This is a genomic window from Streptomyces sp. NPDC090442, assembly GCF_044769405.1.
In the GTDB taxonomy this organism is placed as follows: domain Bacteria; phylum Actinomycetota; class Actinomycetes; order Streptomycetales; family Streptomycetaceae; genus Streptomyces.
Genome location: NZ_JBIVXW010000011.1, coordinates 86,372 through 104,490, shown reverse-complemented (window position 1 = coordinate 104,490; position 18,119 = coordinate 86,372). Strand labels below are relative to the sequence as shown.

Here is an 18,119-nt window from a genome sequence, read left to right as displayed (position 1 = left end):
CGACCACTACTGCCCAGCGCCCGAAGCGCTGCCTCCTCGGAACCCAACCGCCGCCCTCCGGAGCCCGACCGCCCCTCCTCCGGGGCCGGGCCCCGTTCTCTCCGGCCTGACCACTGCCCCAGCGGGCCGGCCGCCGCTCTCCAGGACGCGGAGTGCCACCCCGCCGGGGCCCAACCGCCGCCCTCCGGAGCCCGACCGTTGCCCCTCCAGGGCCGAGCTTCGCGCTCTCCGACCCGAGCACTACCCGAGGGGCCGATCCCCGCCTCCAGGTCTGGGGAGCACGGCCTCCAGGCCCGGCCCCCCACCCTGCGGGCCCTGGAGAACCGCCCCTCCAGGGCTCAACCCCCGTTCCCTAAAGGCCCATTAGAGACCGACGCCCATTAGAGGCCGACCGCCCCCGGGGCCCCGCTCCCGTCCTCCGGGGCGCTCGACTCCCGCCCTACGGGGCGTGCCGTCCGCTCCCCGGGGCCCGATGACCCCGACCGCGTAACGTGCTCCCGGGAATACCCTCCGTCGCCCCCGCGTTGTGGCCCGCAAGGGGCGCCTCCGACCCTTACGGGATCCGTTCGTCCACCCCCTACGGCGCCCGCCCCCCTCGGGCAGGGGCCGGATCGCTTGCACGGCCGGATACCCTAGAACCCGACTGGACCTTAGCCCCCGACCCCGAGGATCGACGACCGCCGTGTTCGATACGCTTTCCGACCGCTTGGCGAGTACTTTCAAAAACCTCCGGGGCAAGGGCCGCCTGAGCGAGGCGGACATCGATGCCACCGCGCGCGAGATCCGGATCGCCCTGCTGGAAGCGGATGTCGCGCTGCCGGTCGTCCGGGCCTTCATCAAGCAGGTCAAGGAGCGCGCGCTGGGCTCCGAGGTCAGCCAGGCGCTGAACCCGGCCCAGCAGGTCATCAAGATCGTCAACGAGGAGCTCGTCGGCATCCTCGGCGGCGAGACCCGGCGCCTCCGCCTGGCCAAGCAGCCCCCGACGGTGATCATGCTCGCCGGCCTCCAGGGTGCCGGTAAGACCACCCTCGCCGGCAAGCTGGGCCGCTGGCTCAAGGCCCAGGGACACTCGCCGCTGCTGGTCGCCTGCGACCTCCAGCGCCCCAACGCCGTCAACCAGCTCCAGGTCGTCTCCGAGCGCGCCGGCGTCGCCTTCTACGGCCCCGAGCCGGGCAACGGCGTCGGTGACCCGGTCCAGGTCGCCAAGGACTCCATCGAGCACGCCCGCGGCAAGCAGTACGACGTGGTCGTCGTCGACACCGCCGGCCGCCTCGGCATCGACGCCGAGATGATGCAGCAGGCCGCGGACATCCGGGACGCGGTCAGCCCGGACGAGGTCCTCTTCGTCGTCGACGCGATGATCGGCCAGGACGCGGTCAACACCGCCGAGGCGTTCCGCGACGGCGTCGGTTTCGACGGCGTGGTGCTCTCCAAGCTGGACGGCGACGCCCGCGGTGGTGCCGCGCTCTCCATCGCGCACGTCACCGGCAAGCAGGTCATGTTCGCCTCCAACGGCGAGAAGCTGGACGACTTCGACGCGTTCCACCCGGACCGCATGGCGTCCCGCATCCTCGGCATGGGCGACATGCTCTCGCTCATCGAGAAGGCCGAGCAGACCTTCAGCCAGCAAGAGGCCGAGAAGATGGCGGCCAAGCTGGCGAAGGGGCCCAAGGAGTTCACCCTCGACGACTTCCTGGCCCAGATGGAGCAGGTCCGGAAGATGGGCTCGATCTCCAAGCTGCTCGGCATGCTGCCCGGCATGGCGCAGATGAAGGACCAGATCAACAACCTCGACGAGCGCGAGGTCGACCGCACCGCCGCGATCATCAAGTCGATGACGCCGACCGAGCGCCAGGACCCGACGATCATCAACGGGTCCCGCCGGGCCCGTATCGCCCGGGGTTCCGGCGTCGACGTCAGCATGGTCAAGAACCTCGTCGAGCGGTTCTTCGAGGCCCGCAAGATGATGTCGCGGATGGCCCAGGGCGGCGGGACGCCCGGCATGCCCGGCATCCCGGGCATGGGTGGCGGCGCCGGCCGGAAGAAGAAGCAGATCAAGCAGGCCAAGGGCAAGCGCAAGAGCGGCAACCCGATGAAGCGCAAGGCCGACGAGGAGGCCGCGGCGGCGCGCCGCGAGGCGGCCGCGGCCGGCAACCCGCTCGGCCTGCCGCAGGGCGGCCAGGACCCGCAGAACTTCGAACTCCCCGAAGAATTCAAGAAGTTCATGCAGTGACGCGACGGAACTGACCTGAGCCCCCGGCCACCTCTCGGTGGTCGGGGGCTCGGTCGTTGCGCTCAGAGGTCCCGTCTAACGGGTGCGCGCGATCAGATACCGGAAGACGTTCGCCATCCAGACCGTCCCGTCCGCCCGTTGGTACGGCTGGAGCGCTTCGGCCAGCTCCTTCTCCACCTGCCGTGCTCCGGCCGCCTCTAGCGCCGCGTCGAACAGCCCGGTCGACAGCATCCCGCGCACCGCGCTCGTCATGTCCGCGTACCCGAACGGGCAGGCCACCCGCCCCGATCCGTCGGGCCGCAGCCCCGCCCGGCCCGCCAGCTCCTCCAGGTCGTCCCGCCCGGCCGGCCGCCAGCCGGCGCCCAGGCTCGCCGCGGGTTCGGCCAGCCGCCGTGCCACCCCCAGCACCCCGGCCACCGCGCACCGTTCCACCGGGCCCCAGCCGCCCAGCACCACCGCGCTGCCGCGCTCGGCCATCGCCGCCGCCGCGGTCAGCGCCCCGGCGACCTCCTGCGCCCCGCCGCCGCAGCCCACCGGATGGAACGCCGTGATCACGGTGAACGCCGCGTCCGCCGGCGCCGCGTCCGCCAGCCCGCCGCTGACCAGCCGGGTGACCTCCGGCATCCCGTCCGGCGTGAGCCGCTCGCGCGCCAGCTCCAGCCGGCACTCGTCCGCGTCCACACCGCTGACCTGCGCCCCGCGTGTCGCCGCGAGCAGCAGGGCCAGCCCGGAACCACAGCCCAGCCCCAGCAGCCGGGAGCCGGGCCCGATGCCCAGCCGGTCGTATGCGGCCTCGTAGAGGGGGACCAGCATCCGCTCCTGGATCTCCGCCCAGTCGCGGGCACGGGCGCGGGTGCCGGCCGGCGCGGCCGGGCCGGCGCTGGGGAGGTACCCGGTGTTCGGAAGCTGGTGCCGCACGAGCGTGGGTGACATCGATAGCGCCCCTATTCGCCGAGAACCCGAAGCTGATCAGTACCGTCCGCCCCCGTGTTTCCAAGCGTTGCGCCCCCTGCGAACCAGACAACTGCGCAACCGACCGGGCGTCCAGGGGGTGCGCCGGGGATTGGCTCCCGCGCGCCCCTGTGTGCGCCGGGCCGTGCACTCCCGGAGCGCCGTTCCAGGGTGCCCCGAGGCCCGCGGTCCCGCCACGCAGCGTCGACCGCGCGCCGGCCCCGCCCGCGGGACCCGCCTCGGGGCGACGGATCCCGCGGCCCTACGGTGGACGGGACGGACCGGCGCCCACGACATTTCGTACCGTCGGCAACATCGCCTCGGACCTGCGGCCCGAGGCGCGGTCGGCGTACGCCATGTGGCGTACGCGGGGGTACGCGCCCTACGTACCGGCTTGCCACTGGCGGGGCGCCTTCTGTGCAGATCGACGTACCACGCACGGGCCACGCCTCCTGCCCAGAAACTGACCGGTACGTGCAAATTATTTGGGATGCCCCGGAATCGGAACACCGGGCGACTCCGGCTCGTTGTCACGACGTGAGCACGACACCGCCTGTTCTCGCCGCCGAGCTGGCGCTCGCCTGGGCCGACATTCAACGGCACCACCCCGAGCTGCCGGACCTGGCCGCGCCCGAATCCCTGATCGGAGAGTCCTCGTCCGCCTGTGGCGCCGAGCTCTCCTTCGAACGGCTGCTCCACGAGGCAGTCCACGGCATCGCCGCCGCCCGCGGCATCCGCGACACCTCCCGGGCAGGCCGCTATCACAACCGCCGGTTCCTGGCGATCGCCGAGGAGCTGGGCCTGGACCACACCGACGAGCCGCATCCCAGCAGCGGCTTCTCGCTGGTCACGCTGAACCCCGAGGCCAGACGGCGCTACCGCCCCACCATCGAGCGGCTCGCCAGAGCCCTCAAGGCCCACAGTGCCGCAACCGCCACCGACACCGCCCGCAGCTTCCGCGGGCCGGCCGCCCGGCACGGCTCCTCCGGGGGTGGCGTCCGCGTCAAGGCCGTGTGCGACTGCGGGCGCAATGTCCGGGTCGTTCCATCCGTGCTGGCCCAGGCGCCGATCGTCTGCGGCGGCTGCGGCAAGCCCTTCCGCATCCCCGAGGTGGCCGCGGTCGGCTGACCTCCGGGCGTGTGGCACAATTGCCTGCTGTACTCGACAGTCGCATAGGATCCCTCTCTCCTCCGGCTGACGCGTCCATCGGGGCCCCCGAGTACCGCAACCCCACGTGGCATCTCGTTGTGCCCCACCACGTCAAGACCAGGAGACCCCACTCCAGTGGCAGTCAAGATCAAGCTGAAGCGTCTGGGCAAGATCCGTTCGCCTCACTACCGCATCGTCGTCGCCGACTCCCGCACCCGCCGGGACGGTCGTGCCATCGAGGAGATCGGCCTGTACCACCCGGTGCAGAACCCCTCCCGCATCGAGGTCGACTCGGAGCGTGCGCAGTACTGGCTGAGCGTCGGCGCCCAGCCGACCGAGCCCGTGATGGCCATCCTCAAGGTCACCGGCGACTGGCAGAAGTTCAAGGGTCTGCCGGCCCCGGCGCCGATGAAGGTCGCCGAGCCGAAGGCCGACAAGAGCGCCCTCTTCGAGGCCGCTGCCAAGGCTTCCGGTGACGAGCCGAAGGGTGAGGCCATCACCCCGAAGGCGAAGAAGGCCGACAAGAAGGCGGACGAGGCCGCGGCCGAGTCCACCTCCGAGTCCACCGAGGACTGAGCGTGCTTGAGGAGGCCCTTGAGCACCTCGTCAAGGGCATCGTCGACAACCCCGACGACGTGCAGGTAGCCTCGCGCACCCTGCGCCGCGGGCGGGTGCTGGAGGTCCGGGTCCACCCCGACGACCTCGGCAAGGTGATCGGCCGCAACGGCCGCACCGCCCGTGCACTGCGGACCGTCGTGGGCGCGATCGGCGGCCGGGGCATCCGCGTCGACCTCGTCGACGTCGACCAAGTTCGCTGATCAAGTTGAACACCGGCTCGGGCCGGGGAGGGCCTTCGGGTCGTCCCCGGCCCGCGTCCGTATGCGAGCGTGGAACCCCAGGGGCACTCCCGGCGGCCCGCACGGCCACCCGTCCCTTTGTTCCACCACCGTCACCATCAATTGAGGAACCATGACGTTCCTCAGCCACGTCCGCGAGAGCGGCGGCGGCTTAGCCGCAAAGGGAGCAGAACAGTGCAGCTGGTAGTCGCCCGGATCGGCCGCGCCCACGGCATCAAGGGCGAGGTCACCGTAGAGGTGCGCACCGACGAGCCGGAGCTCCGGCTCGCCCCGGGCGCCGTCCTGGCCACCGACCCGTCGTCCGCCGGGCCGCTGACCATCGCCACCGGCCGGGTCCACAGCGGCCGGCTGCTGCTGTGCTTCGACGGCGTCGCGGACCGCACCGCCGCCGAGGCGCTGCGCAACACCTTGCTGATCGCCGAGGTCGACCCCGAGGAACTCCCCGAGGATCCCGAGGAGTTCTACGACCACCAGTTGATCGACCTCGATGTCGTCACCCGGGACGGCACCGCCGTCGGCCGGATCACCGAGGTGTCCCACCTGCCCTACCAGGACCTGCTGATCGTCGCCCGGCCCGAGGGCGGCGACGTCATGATCCCGTTCGTCGCCGAGATCGTGCCCGAGATCGACCTGGAGGAGCAGCGCGCGATCATCGACCCGCCGCCGGGACTCCTCGACGAGACCCAGGCCGAGATCGCCTCCAACTGCGAGGAGAGCTGATGCGGCTCGACGTCGTCACGATCTTCCCCGAGTACCTCGAACCGCTGAACGTCTCGCTGGTCGGCAAGGCCCGCGCCCGCGGACAGCTCGACGTGCGCATCCACGACCTGCGGGAGTGCACGCACGACAAGCACCACACGGTCGACGACACCCCCTACGGTGGCGGCCCCGGCATGGTCATGAAGCCCGAGCCGTGGGGTGAGGCGCTCGACGGCATCCTGGCGTCCGGCGAGGGCGAGCCGGTCGTGATCGTTCCGACGCCCAGCGGCGTCCCGTTCACCCAGCAGCTCGCCGTCGAACTCTCCGCCAAGCCCTGGCTGGTGTTCACCCCGGCCCGCTACGAGGGCATCGACCGCCGCGTCATCGAGGAGTACGGCGGCCGCCTGGACGTCCGCGAGGTCTCCATCGGCGACTACGTCCTGGCCGGCGGCGAGGCCCCGGTGCTGGTCATGGTCGAGGCGGTGGCCCGGCTGCTGCCCGGCGTCCTCGGCAACGCCGCCTCCCACCAGGACGACTCCTTCGCCCCCGGGGCGATGGCCGACCTCCTGGAGGGGCCCGTCTACACCAAGCCCCCGGAGTGGCGCGGCCGCGCCATCCCGGAGGTGCTGGTCAGCGGCCACCACGGCAAGATCGCCCGGTGGCGCCGCGACGAGGCGTTCCGCCGTACCGACCGCAACCGCCCCGATCTGATCGAGCGCGCCGACCCCGCCGCCTTCGACAAGAAGGACCGCGAGATGCTCTCCATATTGGGCTGGGCCAAGGGCGAGGACGGCCGATTTGGGCGGACGAACCACGTCGTGGAAGAATGAGCCGCTGCTGTCCGCGCCCGGCGTGCGCCCCTGCCACAGGGGGACCGACGTCCGCCCGGTGACCGGCAGCGAACCAATCTTTCCGATCATTCCGCTGATGACCTGTGGCATCGGCGAAGAAAGCAGTGGGTCATGAACCTCCTCGACTCCGTCGACTCCGCGGCGCTGCGCAGCGACATCCCGGCCTTCCGCCCGGGTGACACCGTCAACGTCCACGTCCGCGTCATCGAGGGCAACCGCTCTCGTGTGCAGCAGTTCAAGGGCGTTGTCATCCGCCGCCAGGGCGCCGGCGTGCGCGAGACCTTCACGGTCCGCAAGGTCAGCTTCTCGGTCGGCGTCGAGCGCACCTTCCCGGTGCACACCCCGATCGTCGAGAAGATCGAGGTCGTCACCCGCGGTGACGTGCGCCGCGCCAAGCTGTACTACCTCCGCGAGCTGCGCGGCAAGGCCGCCAAGATCAAGGAGAAGCGCGAGCGCTGAGCCCGCCGCACCGGAGCGGCAACGACCAGCTCCGATGCACCGCGAGACCACGCTCGCGACCGGCGTCCGGGCCCGGCCGGATAGGCTCTGGGCCTCATGGACACCGACGCACAGCTCACGGAGCGCGACCCCACTCCCGACCCCGACCAGGGGCCGGAGCGGCGGTCGCGCTCCGCGCGTTTTCGGGCCCGGGTCGGTGAGCTGCGGTACCGGCCGATCACCCTCTTCGCGCTGTGCCTGGCGTTCCTTTTCCTGCTCAGCACCTTCGTCGCGCAGCCGTTCCTGATCCCCAGCACCTCCATGGAGAACACCCTTCGGGTCGGTGACCGGGTCCTGGTGAACAAGCTGGCGTACCGTTTCGGCGCCACCCCCCGGCGCGGCGACGTCATCGTCTTCGACGGCACCGGATCTTTCGTTCACAGGGAGCAGGGGGAGAATCCCGTCACGGGACTGCTGCGCAAGGCCGGCGCGGCGCTGGGCCTGGCCCGGTCCGACGACACCGACTACGTCAAGCGCGTCATCGGCGTCGGCGGGGACCGGGTGACCTGCTGCGACAAACGGGGGCGGATCGACGTGAACGGTGAGCCGGTGACCGAGGGGTATCTCCATCCCGGGGACGCGCCCTCCGCCGTCCCCTTCGACATCGTGGTGCCCCCGGGCCGGTTGTGGGTCATGGGCGACCACCGGGCCCGCTCCAGCGACTCCCGCGACCACCTCGGCGAACCGGGTGGCGGCACCATCCCGGTGGACAGGGTCATCGGCCGTGCCGCGTTGATCACCTGGCCGTTCAGCCGTTGGAGCGCCCTCGACACCCCTGGGGCGTTCGCCCGTATACCGGCCCCGGCAGGCCCCCATGGGTAGCCACGGACGTCCCCGCCACGGGGAGCAGAGCTCCGTGGGGCCGGGTCCGGAGGCCGACGGGACGCCCGGTGGCCAGGGGGAGGCCGCCGACGCGGCGCCGGGATCCCGTCGGGCGACCGGCGGGCGGGCCGAGCGACGCCGGCAGGCCAAGCGCATCAAGCGTCGCAGGCGCCGCTCCTACCTCAAGGAGATCCCGATCCTCATCGGGGTGGCGCTGGCCATCGCGCTGGTCCTGAAGACGTTCCTGGTGCAGGCGTTCGTGATCCCGTCCGGCTCCATGGAGCAGACGATCAAGATCGGCGACCGGGTGCTGGTCGACAAGCTCACCCCGTGGTTCGGTGCCAAGCCGCACCGCGGCGACGTCGTCGTCTTCAAGGACCCCGGCGGCTGGCTCAAGGGCGAGCAGAACCAGCCCACCGGCAGCCCCGGCCCGATCAAGGACGTCATGACCTTCATCGGACTGCTGCCGTCCGCCAACGAGCAGGACCTCATCAAGCGGGTGATCGCGGTCGGCGGCGACACCGTCCGCTGCTGCGACAAGCAGGGTCGGGTCACCGTCAACGGCACCCCGCTCACCGAGCCCTATGTGCACCCCGGAAACCCGCCCTCCGAGCTGAAGTTCACCGTGAACGTCCCCACCGGGCGGATCTTCGTGATGGGTGACCACCGCTCCAACTCGGCGGATTCGCGCTACCACTTGGACGAGCCGTACCACGGCACCGTTTCCGAGGACAACGTCGTCGGCCGCGCGGTGGTCATCGCCTGGCCGTTCAGCCACTGGCGGTTCCTCGAAGAGCGGGACACCTTCGCCACCGTGCACGACGCGCCGGGTGCGAGGGCCTCGGCGGCGGGTGCAGCGCATAGGGTGTCACCCGACAGTTTGGCCGTACTCCCGACCCCTGCGGAACTCCCGCTCGTTATGGGAGTGGTGGGCCTGCACCGGTTGACGGGCAGGCGACAGCGCGGAGTGAGGAGTGGATGTGGGGGACTTGGCGGTCGGCGCGCGGTCCGGAACCGAAGAGCCCGAAGAGCCGGCGGGACGCGGTGAGTCCATGTCGCAGGCGGCGAGTTCCGTATCTCAGCCACAGGCCCAGTCAGGCGGGTCCGCGCCGGACCGGCCGCGGACCGATCTATCGAAGCAGTCGGACACAGCGGCCGACGAGGAGGCGATCGGCAGCGTGACCAAAGGCAAGAAGCCGCGTGCCTTCTGGAAGGAACTGCCGATCCTCATCGGCATCGCCCTGATCCTCGCACTGTTGATCAAGACGTTCCTGGTGCAGGCGTTCTCGATCCCGTCCGACTCGATGCAGGACACCCTCCAGCGCGGGGACCGGGTGCTGGTCGACAAGCTGACGCCGTGGTTCGGCTCCAAGCCGCAGCGCGGCGAGGTCGTCGTCTTCCACGACCCGGGCGGCTGGCTCAACGAGACCCCCACCCCGCAGCCCAACCCCGTGCAGAAGGTCCTCAGCTTCATCGGGCTGATGCCGTCGGCCGAGGAGAAGGACCTGATCAAGCGGGTCATCGCGGTCGGCGGTGACACCGTCGAGTGCCAAGGCACCGGCCCGGTGAAGGTCAACGGCAAGGCCCTGAAGGAAGATTCCTACATCTTCCCCAACGCCACCCCGTGCGGCGACCGCCCGTTCGGCCCGATCCACGTCCCCAAGGGGCGGATCTGGGTCATGGGCGACCACCGGGACGACTCCCTCGACTCCCGTTACCACCAGAACCTCCCCGGCAACGGAACGGTCTCCGAGTCCGAGGTCGTCGGTCGCGCCTTCACCATCGCCTGGCCGATCAACCGCTGGGCAACCCTCCCCGTACCGGACACCTTCGACCAGTCCGGGATCAACAAGGCAATGGGTGCGGCTCCGGCCGCCATGGGGCTCGCCGGCGCGGTGCCGCTCGTCATCTGGCGCCGCAGGAGGCTGACCGCAGCGCGTAACCCCAGGTAAGGTGCCGTCCCGGATCTTCGACGCGGGCCCGCCCCGCGGGGCGGGAGCGCTGGGATGAGCAGCACTACGGAACGATCGACGGACGGCCACGGCCGGACCACGGGCAGCATCCTGTCCGGTCTGGCCGTGGCCGTCGGCTGTGTGCTGTTCCTGGGGGGCTTCGTGTGGGGCGCGCTGATCTACCGCCCGTACACCGTGCCCACCGACTCGATGTCGCCCACCATCGCCGCCGGCGCCCGGGTCCTCGCCGAGAAGGTCGACGGCTCGGAGATACGCCGCGGCGACGTCGTCGTCTTCAAGGACTCCACCTGGAGCGACCTGCCGATGGTCAAGCGGGTCGTCGGTATCGGTGGCGACAAGGTCGCCTGCTGCACCAAGAAGGGCCAACTCACGGTCGACGGATCCCCCGTCGAAGAACCGTATCTCCAGGGCAGTGGCCCGGCCTCGCCCGTCGGATTCCGGGCCACTGTCCCCGCCGACCAGCTCTTCCTCCTCGGCGACCACCGCAACGACTCCCTCGACTCCCGCGTCCACCTCACCGACGGCGATCACGGCTCCGTGCCGCGCAGCGCCGTCGTCGCCCGGGTCGACGCCCGGGCCTGGCCGCTCGACAGCATCGGCATGCTCCAGCGCCCCGAGGGCTTCGCCGCGCTCCCGGGCGGCACCTCGCGACCGGGACCGCTCTCGCCCATCGTCCTGGCGGTCGTCGCCGGAGCCGTGCTCATCCTTGGGGGAGCCTCGTACGGGCCGATCGTGCGACGGAAGGGACGCGGACGTGGGTGAGCGGGAGTTGAGGCCGGGGCCGGAGCGGGTGGCTGTCGGGACGGACGGCCCGGAAGGGGGCGGCGAGTCGGGCGCGAAGCCTGTGGCAAGCGAGGCTGCTGTCTCTGCGCAGGACGCCGGGGTGCGCCAGGTATCCCGCGTCGTACTGCTCGATCCGGACGACCGGATCCTGTTGCTGCACGGCTTCGAACCGGACAGCCCGTACGAGACCTGGTGGTTCACCCCCGGAGGCGGCCTGGAGGGCGCCGAGACCCGTGCGGAGGCGGCCCTGCGCGAGCTCGCCGAGGAGACCGGTATCACCGAGGCCACCCTCGGCCCGCTGCTGTGGAAGCGCCGCTGCGCCTTCCCGTTCGACGGGCGACGCTGGGAACAGGACGAGTGGTACTACCTGGCACGGACCGACCGGACCACCACCGACACCGCGGGCCACACGGACCTGGAACGACGCAGCGTCTCCGGATTGAGGTGGTGGACCTCGGAGGAACTGTCGGCGTCGCATGAGACGGTGTATCCGACCAGACTCGCCGAGCTGCTGCGCACACTGCTCGACGAAGGGCCCCCGAGTGCGCCGGTGCTCCTGGAGACCGAGAGGGTCTGACGCACAATAGGGGGACGCACGGCTGAAGGGGATCTGCCATGAGCGCCGAGGACCTCGAAAAGTACGAGACCGAGATGGAGCTGAAGCTCTACCGGGAGTACCGAGACGTCGTCGGGCTGTTCAAATACGTGATCGAGACCGAGCGTCGCTTCTACCTCACCAACGATTACGAGATGCAGGTGCACTCCGTCCAGGGTGAGGTGTTCTTCGAGGTCTCGATGGCCGACGCCTGGGTCTGGGACATGTATCGACCGGCCCGGTTCGTCAAGCAGGTGCGAGTGCTCACGTTCAAGGACGTGAACATCGAAGAGCTCAACAAGAGCGATCTGGATCTTCCTGGAAGCTGAGCGGCGGCCCGTGGGGCGACGCGGCCGGGGGCAGAGGCGGAGGAAGCCGGGCGCCTACGCGCGCCGCCCTGACGGGTGACGGAGTTGTCCACAGCAAGGCGGTTGTCCACCAAGATCCAATAGATCTGCGCGAAGGCGTCACAGTCGGTGCCGGAGGTGGTACCGCATGAACGCCATGCACACCGGCCAGCAGGCCGTGGACGCGACAGACGCCGGAACCAACGGGAAGTTCGGCAACCCCAAGCGCCAAGAGTGCGCACCCTGCGCACCAGGAGATGGTGACAGTGCTCCCAAGGGCCCCGCTCGGGGGTCGCGGAGCGGAGGCCACGGGTTAGCCCGCGAGCCCGGAAGGCGGGCCGACGGCCGTTCGCCGACGGACCGCGGGGGGCGAGCGCTGCCGGAAGCCTCAACAGCACGCGCAGTGCCCGCACCCCCGGCAGCGGCGCAGCCCGCGCAACCAACCGCCCCGATGACGCCGCGCAATGCCCTCGGCCGCTACGGCGAGGACCTGGCCGTGCGGCGGCTGCTCGAAGCCGGGATGCGGATCCTCGACCGCAACTGGCGCTGCCGCGACGGAGAGATCGACATCGTCGCCGCCGACGGCGACGCCCTGGTCGTCTGCGAAGTCAAGACCCGCCGGGCGAGCTGGTACGAACACCCCATGGCGGCGGTTCGGCCCGAGAAGACCGCCCGGCTGCGACTGCTCGCCGAGCGCTGGATGGAACGGCACGGCGGCCCGCCGACCGGCGGCGTCCGCATCGATGTCATCGGCGTCCTCCTGCCCGCCCGCGGCGCCCCCGTGGTCGAGCACGTACGGGGGGTGGCGTGATGGGATTCGCCCGCACCTGCTCCGTGGCCCTGGTCGGCGTCGAGGGCGTGGTCGTCGAGGTCCAGGCCGATCTGGAGCCCGGCGTGGCCGCGTTCACCCTGGTCGGGCTGCCCGACAAGAGCCTGGTCGAGTCCAGGGACCGGGTCCGCGCCGCGGTGGTCAATTCCGGGGGCGAGTGGCCGCAGAAGAAGCTCACCGTCGGCCTCAGTCCGGCGTCGGTCCCCAAGAGCGGCAGCGGCTTCGACCTCGCCGTGGCCTGCGCGGTCCTCGGCGCCGCCGAGCGGCTCGATCCCCGCGAGCTCACCGACCTCATGATGATCGGCGAGCTCGGTCTCGACGGCCGGGTCCGCCCCGTCCGAGGCGTGCTGCCCGCCGTGCTCGCCGCCGCCGAGGCCGGCTACCGCCAGGTCGTCGTGCCGGAACAGACCGTCGCCGAAGCCTCACTCGTCCCCGGCGTCGCCGTCCTCGGCATTCGCAGCCTGCGGCAACTCATCGCCGTGCTCAGCGACGAACCGGTCCCCGAAGAGGACACCCTCCTCGCCGAAGGCCGCCCCGATCCGCTCCTGGCCGGGCTCGCCATGCCCGGCAACGGCGTCACCGCCGGCCTGCCATCCAGCGAGCACACCCCCGACCTCGCCGATGTCGCCGGTCAGCACAACGCCCGACGCGCCCTCGAAGTGGCCGCCGCCGGGCGCCACCACATCTTCTTCAAGGGCCCACCGGGCGCCGGCAAAACCATGCTCGCCGAACGACTCCCAGGGCTACTGCCACCCCTGACACCCAAGGAGTCCCTGGAGGTCACCGCTGTCCACTCGGTCGCCGGCACCCTTCCACCCGGTCAGCCACTCGTCCACCGCCCGCCCTACTGCGCCCCGCACCACTCCGCCACCATGGCCTCCTTGGTCGGCGGCGGGACCGGGCTGCCCCGCCCAGGGGCGGTATCCCTCGCCCACCACGGCGTACTGTTCGTCGACGAGGCGGCCGAGTGCAGCCCGCGCGTCCTGGACGCGCTTCGCCAACCACTCGAATCCGGCCATGTCGTCGTGGCCCGCGCCGGCGGCATGATGCGGATGCCCGCGCGCTTCCTGCTCGCCCTCGCGGCCAACCCGTGCCCCTGCGGGCGGCACGGCACCGCCGCCGGCGGCTGCGAATGCCGGCCCTCCTCGATCCGCCGGTATCGCGCCCGACTCTCCGGGCCGTTGATGGACCGCATCGATCTCCGGATCGCCGTGGAGCCGGTCGCCCGCTCCGAACTGATCGCCCTCGGCCGCAGCGCCGAATCCACCGCCACCGTCGCCGAACGCGTCCGCGCTGCCCGCGAACGCGCCGCGGCCCGCTTCGCCGACACGCCCTGGCAGACCAACAGCGAGGTGCCCGGTCACGAGCTACGGACCCGCTGGCCGGTACACCCCGGCGCGCTCAACCAGGTCGAACGCGACCTGGAATGCGGCCTCTTGACGGCCCGTGGCCTCGACCGGGTCCTCCGCGTCGCCTGGACCGCCGCCGACCTGGCGGGCCGCGACCGCCCGACCAAAGAGGACGTCAACTGGGCCCTGGAACTCCGCACGGGCGTACGGCGCGGGGCCATCACGACGCAGACGGGCACGACAACGTGGGCCGGCACGGGAGGCGGAGCGGGAACGTCCACCGTGGCCGGGGCGAGACTGCGCGGTGACGCCGACGTACAGCCAACAGCAGGGACGGAACGGACCCCGGATCCCGATCCGGAGGGGCAACCGGGGGCGAGGACGGAGCCGGAGACCACACGGACGGGAGCTCACACGATGAGGACGGGAACGGAGCGGCCGGCGACGGCAGTGCCCAGCACGGGGCAACCGTTGCCAACGACCGAGGAGGAGAGGTTCAAGAAGACACGGGAACACAGGCCGCGGATCGCCCTCGTCCGCCCGGTGGATGGCGAGGATGAGCGATGAACGCCATCGATGAATGGGGCTTCGTCACCAAGAGGTCGGAGGAGGAGCCCCTACCGGGGGCGAGTCCGGGGCGTGGAGCGGAGTCGAAATCTGGCTCGGGGGTGGGTTCCGGCAAGCGGTGCCCCACCCACAGTGCCCTGGCGAAACCCGGCCGCACCTTTGGGGCGTCCGGCGGGCCGCCCCGCGCGACGGCCGATGTGGCCACCGGGAAACGCGCCACTCCCCGTACCGCAACCCCGGCTCCCCGCAGCTACGAACCGCAGCGAGCCGCCCGCGCCGCGCTCACCCGGATCCTCGAACCGGGTGACGAAACCGCCGGCCGCTGGCTGCGCGAGCTGGGCCCGGTGGCCCTCTGGCACGCGCTGTCCGAGGACGATGCGCCACCACCCGTCGGTGCCAGCCCGACCAAGTTCGCGGGCCTCCGGCTGCGCGCGGCGCGGGCCCGGCCCGCCGCCGACCTCGCCGCCGTCGCCGCGCTCGGCGGACGCTTCATCTGCCCGGGCGACGAGGAATGGCCCAGCCAACTGGACGACCTCGGCGACGCCCGCCCCATCGGCCTCTGGGTGCGCGGCGCGGCCAACTTACGGATCTGGGCGCTCCGCTCGGTCGCCGTGGTCGGGGCACGGGCCTGCACCGACTACGGCGCTCACTTGGCCACCACCCTCGGCGCGGGGCTCGCCGAACGCGGCTGGACCATCGTCTCCGGCGCGGCGTACGGCGTGGACGGCGCTGCCCATCGCGGCGCGCTCGCCGCGGACGGCCCGACCATCGCCGTACTCGCCTCCGGCACCGACCATCCCTATCCGCGCGGACACACCGAGTTGATCGACCGGATCGCCGAACAGGGGCTGGTCATCGCCGAGTTGCCACCAGGAGACCATCCCACCCGGAGCCGCTTCGTCCAACGTAATCGCGTCATCGCCGCCCTGACCCGCGGGACGGTCGTCGTGGAGGCCGAACTCCGCAGCGGATCGCTGGTCACCGCCCGACGAGCGTTGGATCTCGGGCGCTTCACGATGGGCATGCCGGGCCCGATCACCAGCGGACTCTCCGCCGGGGTACATCAACTCCTGCGCGGAGAGGCGGCGGTGGTCACCGACGCGGACGAGGTCATCGAACTCGTCGGCAGCATCGGTGATCTGGGCCCCGAACGTCGTGGCCCGACGCTCGCCCGCGACCTGTTGGACCCGGTCGCCCTCCGAGTGCTCGAAGCGCTTCCCGCACGTGGCGGCACTGATACCGCCCACGTGGCCCGGGAGTCGGGCACGCCCCGCGATCTCACCCAGGGCAAGCTCTTTGAGCTCCACTCCCTCGGATTCGTTCAAAGGTGCGGTGAGGGCTGGGAGTTGGTGCGACGCGCCAACTCGACCGAAGGTTCCCGGCGAGGCGGTACTTGACCTGGCGCGAACGGGTGAAAGGGTGAGGGGAATGACCGCAGAAGCCAGATTTGCCGTGCTTCGGCATATGCGGCAGGCCCGTTGGACGCCCCCGATTCGGCACGGCGCACGCAAAGGATCTCGCCCGTTGCACCACCTCGTCCGCCCCTACCGCCCCCCAGGGGCGCACTCCCGGCGCACACGCCTCCGGCGCTCCGTCCGAGTGCCGCCGTGTCGCGCAAAGTAACCCTGGGGTGCGGGCAGCGGAACGTATCTGCGCACACTCAACCTGCCTTCCTCGCACACCGCGACGCTGCGGTCACGCTACGCTCACGACAGTTCAAGCCTCATACACCCACCCACCCCCGTCTCGGCAGAACGGCTCAAGGCGACGAATGCCCCAGCACACCTCCGGGTCTGACCGCGCGGCAGTACCACCCGCCGCGCGCGGCAGCGTGCGCCCCGCCCCGCCCACCTCGCTCGACGAGCTGTGGCGCTCCTACAAGGCGTCAGGCGACGGACGCCTGCGGGAACAGTTGATCCTGCACTACTCGCCGCTGGTCAAATACGTCGCCGGCCGCGTCAGCGTCGGACTGCCACCCAACGTCGAGCAGGCCGACTTCGTTTCCTCCGGAGTCTTCGGACTCATCGACGCCATCGAGAAGTTCGAGCCCGAACGCTCCATCAAGTTCGAGACGTACGCCATCACTCGCATCCGCGGCGCGATGATCGACGAACTGCGGGCCCTGGACTGGATCCCGCGCTCCGTACGCCAGAAGGCCCGGGCCGTGGAACGTGCCTACGCCACCCTCGAAGCGCAACTGCGGCGTACCCCGACCGAGGCGGAGGTCGCCGACGAGATGGGCATCCCGCTCGAAGAACTCCACGGCGTCTTCAGCCAACTGTCCCTGGCGAACGTCGTCGCGCTGGAGGAACTCCTCCACGTCGGAGGCGAGGGCGGAGAACGCCTGAGCCTGATGGACACCCTGGAGGACACCGCCGCCGAGAACCCGGTCGAGATCGCCGAGGATCGCGAACTGCGGCGGCTGCTGGCTCGCGCCATCAACACCCTGCCCGACCGCGAGAAGACCGTGGTCACCCTCTACTACTACGAGGGCCTCACCCTCGCCGAGATCGGCAACGTCCTCGGCGTCACCGAGAGCAGGGTCAGCCAGATCCACACCAAGTCCGTACTCCAGCTCCGCGCGAAGCTGGCGGATGTTGGGCGTTGAGAGCAGCGGGTGCCTCCGGGGGATGCGGCGGATGGGCAATGGTCCGTTGTATGGAGGTGGTGGGCTTCGGGGCCGCGGGTCCTTGGCGCTACTGGATTGTTCGCCCGATCACGGGCCGCGGTAATGGGGTGGGCTGGGGAACGGCATAACGGCCGGGAGAGCGAAGCCGCGACATCGCTCCCGCATCGATGTCGCGATGACCCGCGTCGCGACAATCCATGTTGCGATGCGGAGTGCCACGACGAGGACGCCATCCGTACAGTGGTGACGTGCCCAGGATTCGAGCGGCCTCGGTGGCCGAGCACCGGACGATGCAGCGCGGCGCCCTCTTGGACGCCGCCCGCACACTGCTGTCCGAGGGCGGAACGGAAGCGCTGACCTTCCCTGCCCTCGCCGAGCGCACAGGACTCGCGCGCTCCTCCGTATACGAGTACTTCCGTTCCCGCGCGGCCGTCGTCGAAGAACTGTGCGCCGCCGACTTCCCCGTATGGGCCGCGGAGGTCGAGTCGGCGATGGAGAGTGCCGAGACGCCCGAAGGGAAGGTCGAGGCGTATGTGCGCCGGCAACTCGCCCTGGTCGGCGACCGCCGCCACCGCGCCGTCGTCGCCATCTCCGCCGGTGAACTCGACGCCGGAGCCCGCGAGAAGATCCGCGCGGCGCACGGCGGACTGATCGCCATGATCGTCGAGGCGCTGGCCACTCTCGGCCACGCACAGCCCCGTCTCGCCGCGATGCTGCTCCAGGGAGTCGTCGACGCCGCGGTCCGCCGCATCGAACTCGGCGCCGCCGAGAACCCGGAAGAGATCACGGAGGCAGCGGTGGCAATGGCCCTCAACGGGGTGCGCGGCTGAATCCCGGCGTGAGGTGGGGGCTTCCGGCAGAGCGGTGAGGCCGCCGGCACTGGAGGTGAGGGCTGGTTTGTTGGGGGAGGAGTGGCTGGCTCCCGAACTTTGGGCTTTCCCGCCCCCGCCCCCGCCTCCTCCACCTCCCCAAACTGGTCGTTTGCCC

At 71.0% G+C, this 18,119-nt stretch carries 18 protein-coding genes and 1 pseudogene; 18 read left to right on the top strand and 1 reads right to left on the bottom strand.

What is annotated here, in order from left to right; genetic code table 11:
• Positions 1–682: 682 nt before the first annotated feature.
• Entirely contained in the window at positions 683–2,233 is a 1,551-nt protein-coding gene (gene ffh / locus ACIQU6_RS10905; RefSeq protein ID WP_403481304.1) for a signal recognition particle protein, read from the top strand.
• 75 nt (positions 2,234–2,308) lie between these two features.
• On the opposite strand, the gene ACIQU6_RS10900 is transcribed toward ffh, so the two are convergent.
• Positions 2,309–3,166: a methyltransferase domain-containing protein gene (locus ACIQU6_RS10900; RefSeq protein ID WP_403481303.1), complete on the bottom strand. Its 858-nt coding sequence runs from the start codon at positions 3,164–3,166 to the stop codon at positions 2,309–2,311.
• A gap of 555 nt (positions 3,167–3,721) precedes the next feature.
• Between ACIQU6_RS10900 and ACIQU6_RS10895 the strand changes: the two genes are divergently transcribed.
• From ACIQU6_RS10895 to ACIQU6_RS10815, 17 genes and pseudogenes are all read left to right on the top strand, one after another.
• Entirely contained in the window at positions 3,722–4,312 is a 591-nt protein-coding gene (locus tag ACIQU6_RS10895) for a hypothetical protein (protein ID WP_274913006.1), read from the top strand.
• A gap of 156 nt (positions 4,313–4,468) precedes the next feature.
• Positions 4,469–4,909: a 30S ribosomal protein S16 gene (gene rpsP / locus ACIQU6_RS10890; protein ID WP_274913004.1), complete on the top strand. Its 441-nt coding sequence runs from the start codon at positions 4,469–4,471 to the stop codon at positions 4,907–4,909.
• Positions 4,910–4,911: 2 nt separating this feature from the next.
• Positions 4,912–5,151: an RNA-binding protein gene (locus tag ACIQU6_RS10885; protein WP_003980229.1), complete on the top strand. Its 240-nt coding sequence runs from the start codon at positions 4,912–4,914 to the stop codon at positions 5,149–5,151.
• Positions 5,152–5,364: 213 nt separating this feature from the next.
• Positions 5,365–5,910, top strand: a complete 546-nt coding sequence (gene rimM, locus ACIQU6_RS10880; RefSeq protein WP_403481302.1) for a ribosome maturation factor RimM — start codon at positions 5,365–5,367, stop codon at positions 5,908–5,910.
• Entirely contained in the window at positions 5,910–6,719 is an 810-nt protein-coding gene (gene trmD, locus ACIQU6_RS10875) for a tRNA (guanosine(37)-N1)-methyltransferase TrmD (protein ID WP_403481301.1), read from the top strand. Before rimM ends, trmD begins: the two co-directional genes overlap by 1 nt.
• 132 nt (positions 6,720–6,851) lie before the next feature.
• Positions 6,852–7,199: a 50S ribosomal protein L19 gene (gene rplS, locus ACIQU6_RS10870; RefSeq protein ID WP_274913000.1), complete on the top strand. Its 348-nt coding sequence runs from the start codon at positions 6,852–6,854 to the stop codon at positions 7,197–7,199.
• Between the two features lie 96 nt (positions 7,200–7,295).
• The gene (lepB, locus tag ACIQU6_RS10865; RefSeq protein WP_403481300.1) at positions 7,296–8,060 is read left to right on the top strand and encodes a signal peptidase I; all 765 of its coding nucleotides are present in this window, start codon (positions 7,296–7,298) and stop codon (positions 8,058–8,060) included.
• Positions 8,053–9,108 carry a signal peptidase I gene (lepB, locus tag ACIQU6_RS10860; protein WP_403481299.1) on the top strand — a complete coding sequence of 352 codons (1,056 nt, stop codon included), beginning with the start codon at positions 8,053–8,055 and terminating at the stop codon, positions 9,106–9,108. The genes lepB (ACIQU6_RS10865) and lepB (ACIQU6_RS10860) overlap by 8 nt, the downstream gene beginning before the upstream one ends.
• A complete protein-coding gene (lepB, locus tag ACIQU6_RS10855; RefSeq protein WP_403481353.1) occupies positions 9,050–10,012 on the top strand; it encodes a signal peptidase I in 963 nt (320 codons plus the stop codon). The genes lepB (ACIQU6_RS10860) and lepB (ACIQU6_RS10855) overlap by 59 nt, the downstream gene beginning before the upstream one ends.
• 54 nt (positions 10,013–10,066) lie before the next feature.
• A complete protein-coding gene (gene lepB / locus ACIQU6_RS10850; RefSeq protein WP_403481298.1) occupies positions 10,067–10,795 on the top strand; it encodes a signal peptidase I in 729 nt (242 codons plus the stop codon).
• A gap of 82 nt (positions 10,796–10,877) precedes the next feature.
• A complete protein-coding gene (locus ACIQU6_RS10845; protein ID WP_403481297.1) occupies positions 10,878–11,393 on the top strand; it encodes an NUDIX hydrolase in 516 nt (171 codons plus the stop codon).
• Between the two features lie 38 nt (positions 11,394–11,431).
• A complete protein-coding gene (locus ACIQU6_RS10840) occupies positions 11,432–11,740 on the top strand; it encodes a DUF2469 domain-containing protein (protein ID WP_003980220.1) in 309 nt (102 codons plus the stop codon).
• A gap of 469 nt (positions 11,741–12,209) precedes the next feature.
• On the top strand, positions 12,210–12,569 hold the full coding sequence (locus ACIQU6_RS10835; RefSeq protein WP_403481296.1) for a YraN family protein: 360 nt from the start codon (positions 12,210–12,212) through the stop codon (positions 12,567–12,569).
• Positions 12,569–14,152 (top strand): annotated as a pseudogene (locus tag ACIQU6_RS10830) (YifB family Mg chelatase-like AAA ATPase); the annotation flags it as partial. The gene ACIQU6_RS10835 and the pseudogene ACIQU6_RS10830, both read left to right, overlap by 1 nt.
• A 347-nt stretch (positions 14,153–14,499) precedes the next feature.
• Positions 14,500–15,900, top strand: a complete 1,401-nt coding sequence (gene dprA / locus ACIQU6_RS10825) for a DNA-processing protein DprA (protein WP_403481295.1) — start codon at positions 14,500–14,502, stop codon at positions 15,898–15,900.
• 374 nt (positions 15,901–16,274) lie between these two features.
• Complete coding sequence (gene whiG / locus ACIQU6_RS10820; protein WP_274912988.1) at positions 16,275–17,111, top strand: RNA polymerase sigma factor WhiG; 837 nt, start codon at positions 16,275–16,277, stop codon at positions 17,109–17,111.
• A 311-nt stretch (positions 17,112–17,422) separates the two neighbouring features.
• On the top strand, positions 17,423–17,962 hold the full coding sequence (locus tag ACIQU6_RS10815) for a TetR/AcrR family transcriptional regulator (protein WP_403481352.1): 540 nt from the start codon (positions 17,423–17,425) through the stop codon (positions 17,960–17,962).
• Positions 17,963–18,119: the final 157 nt, after the last annotated feature.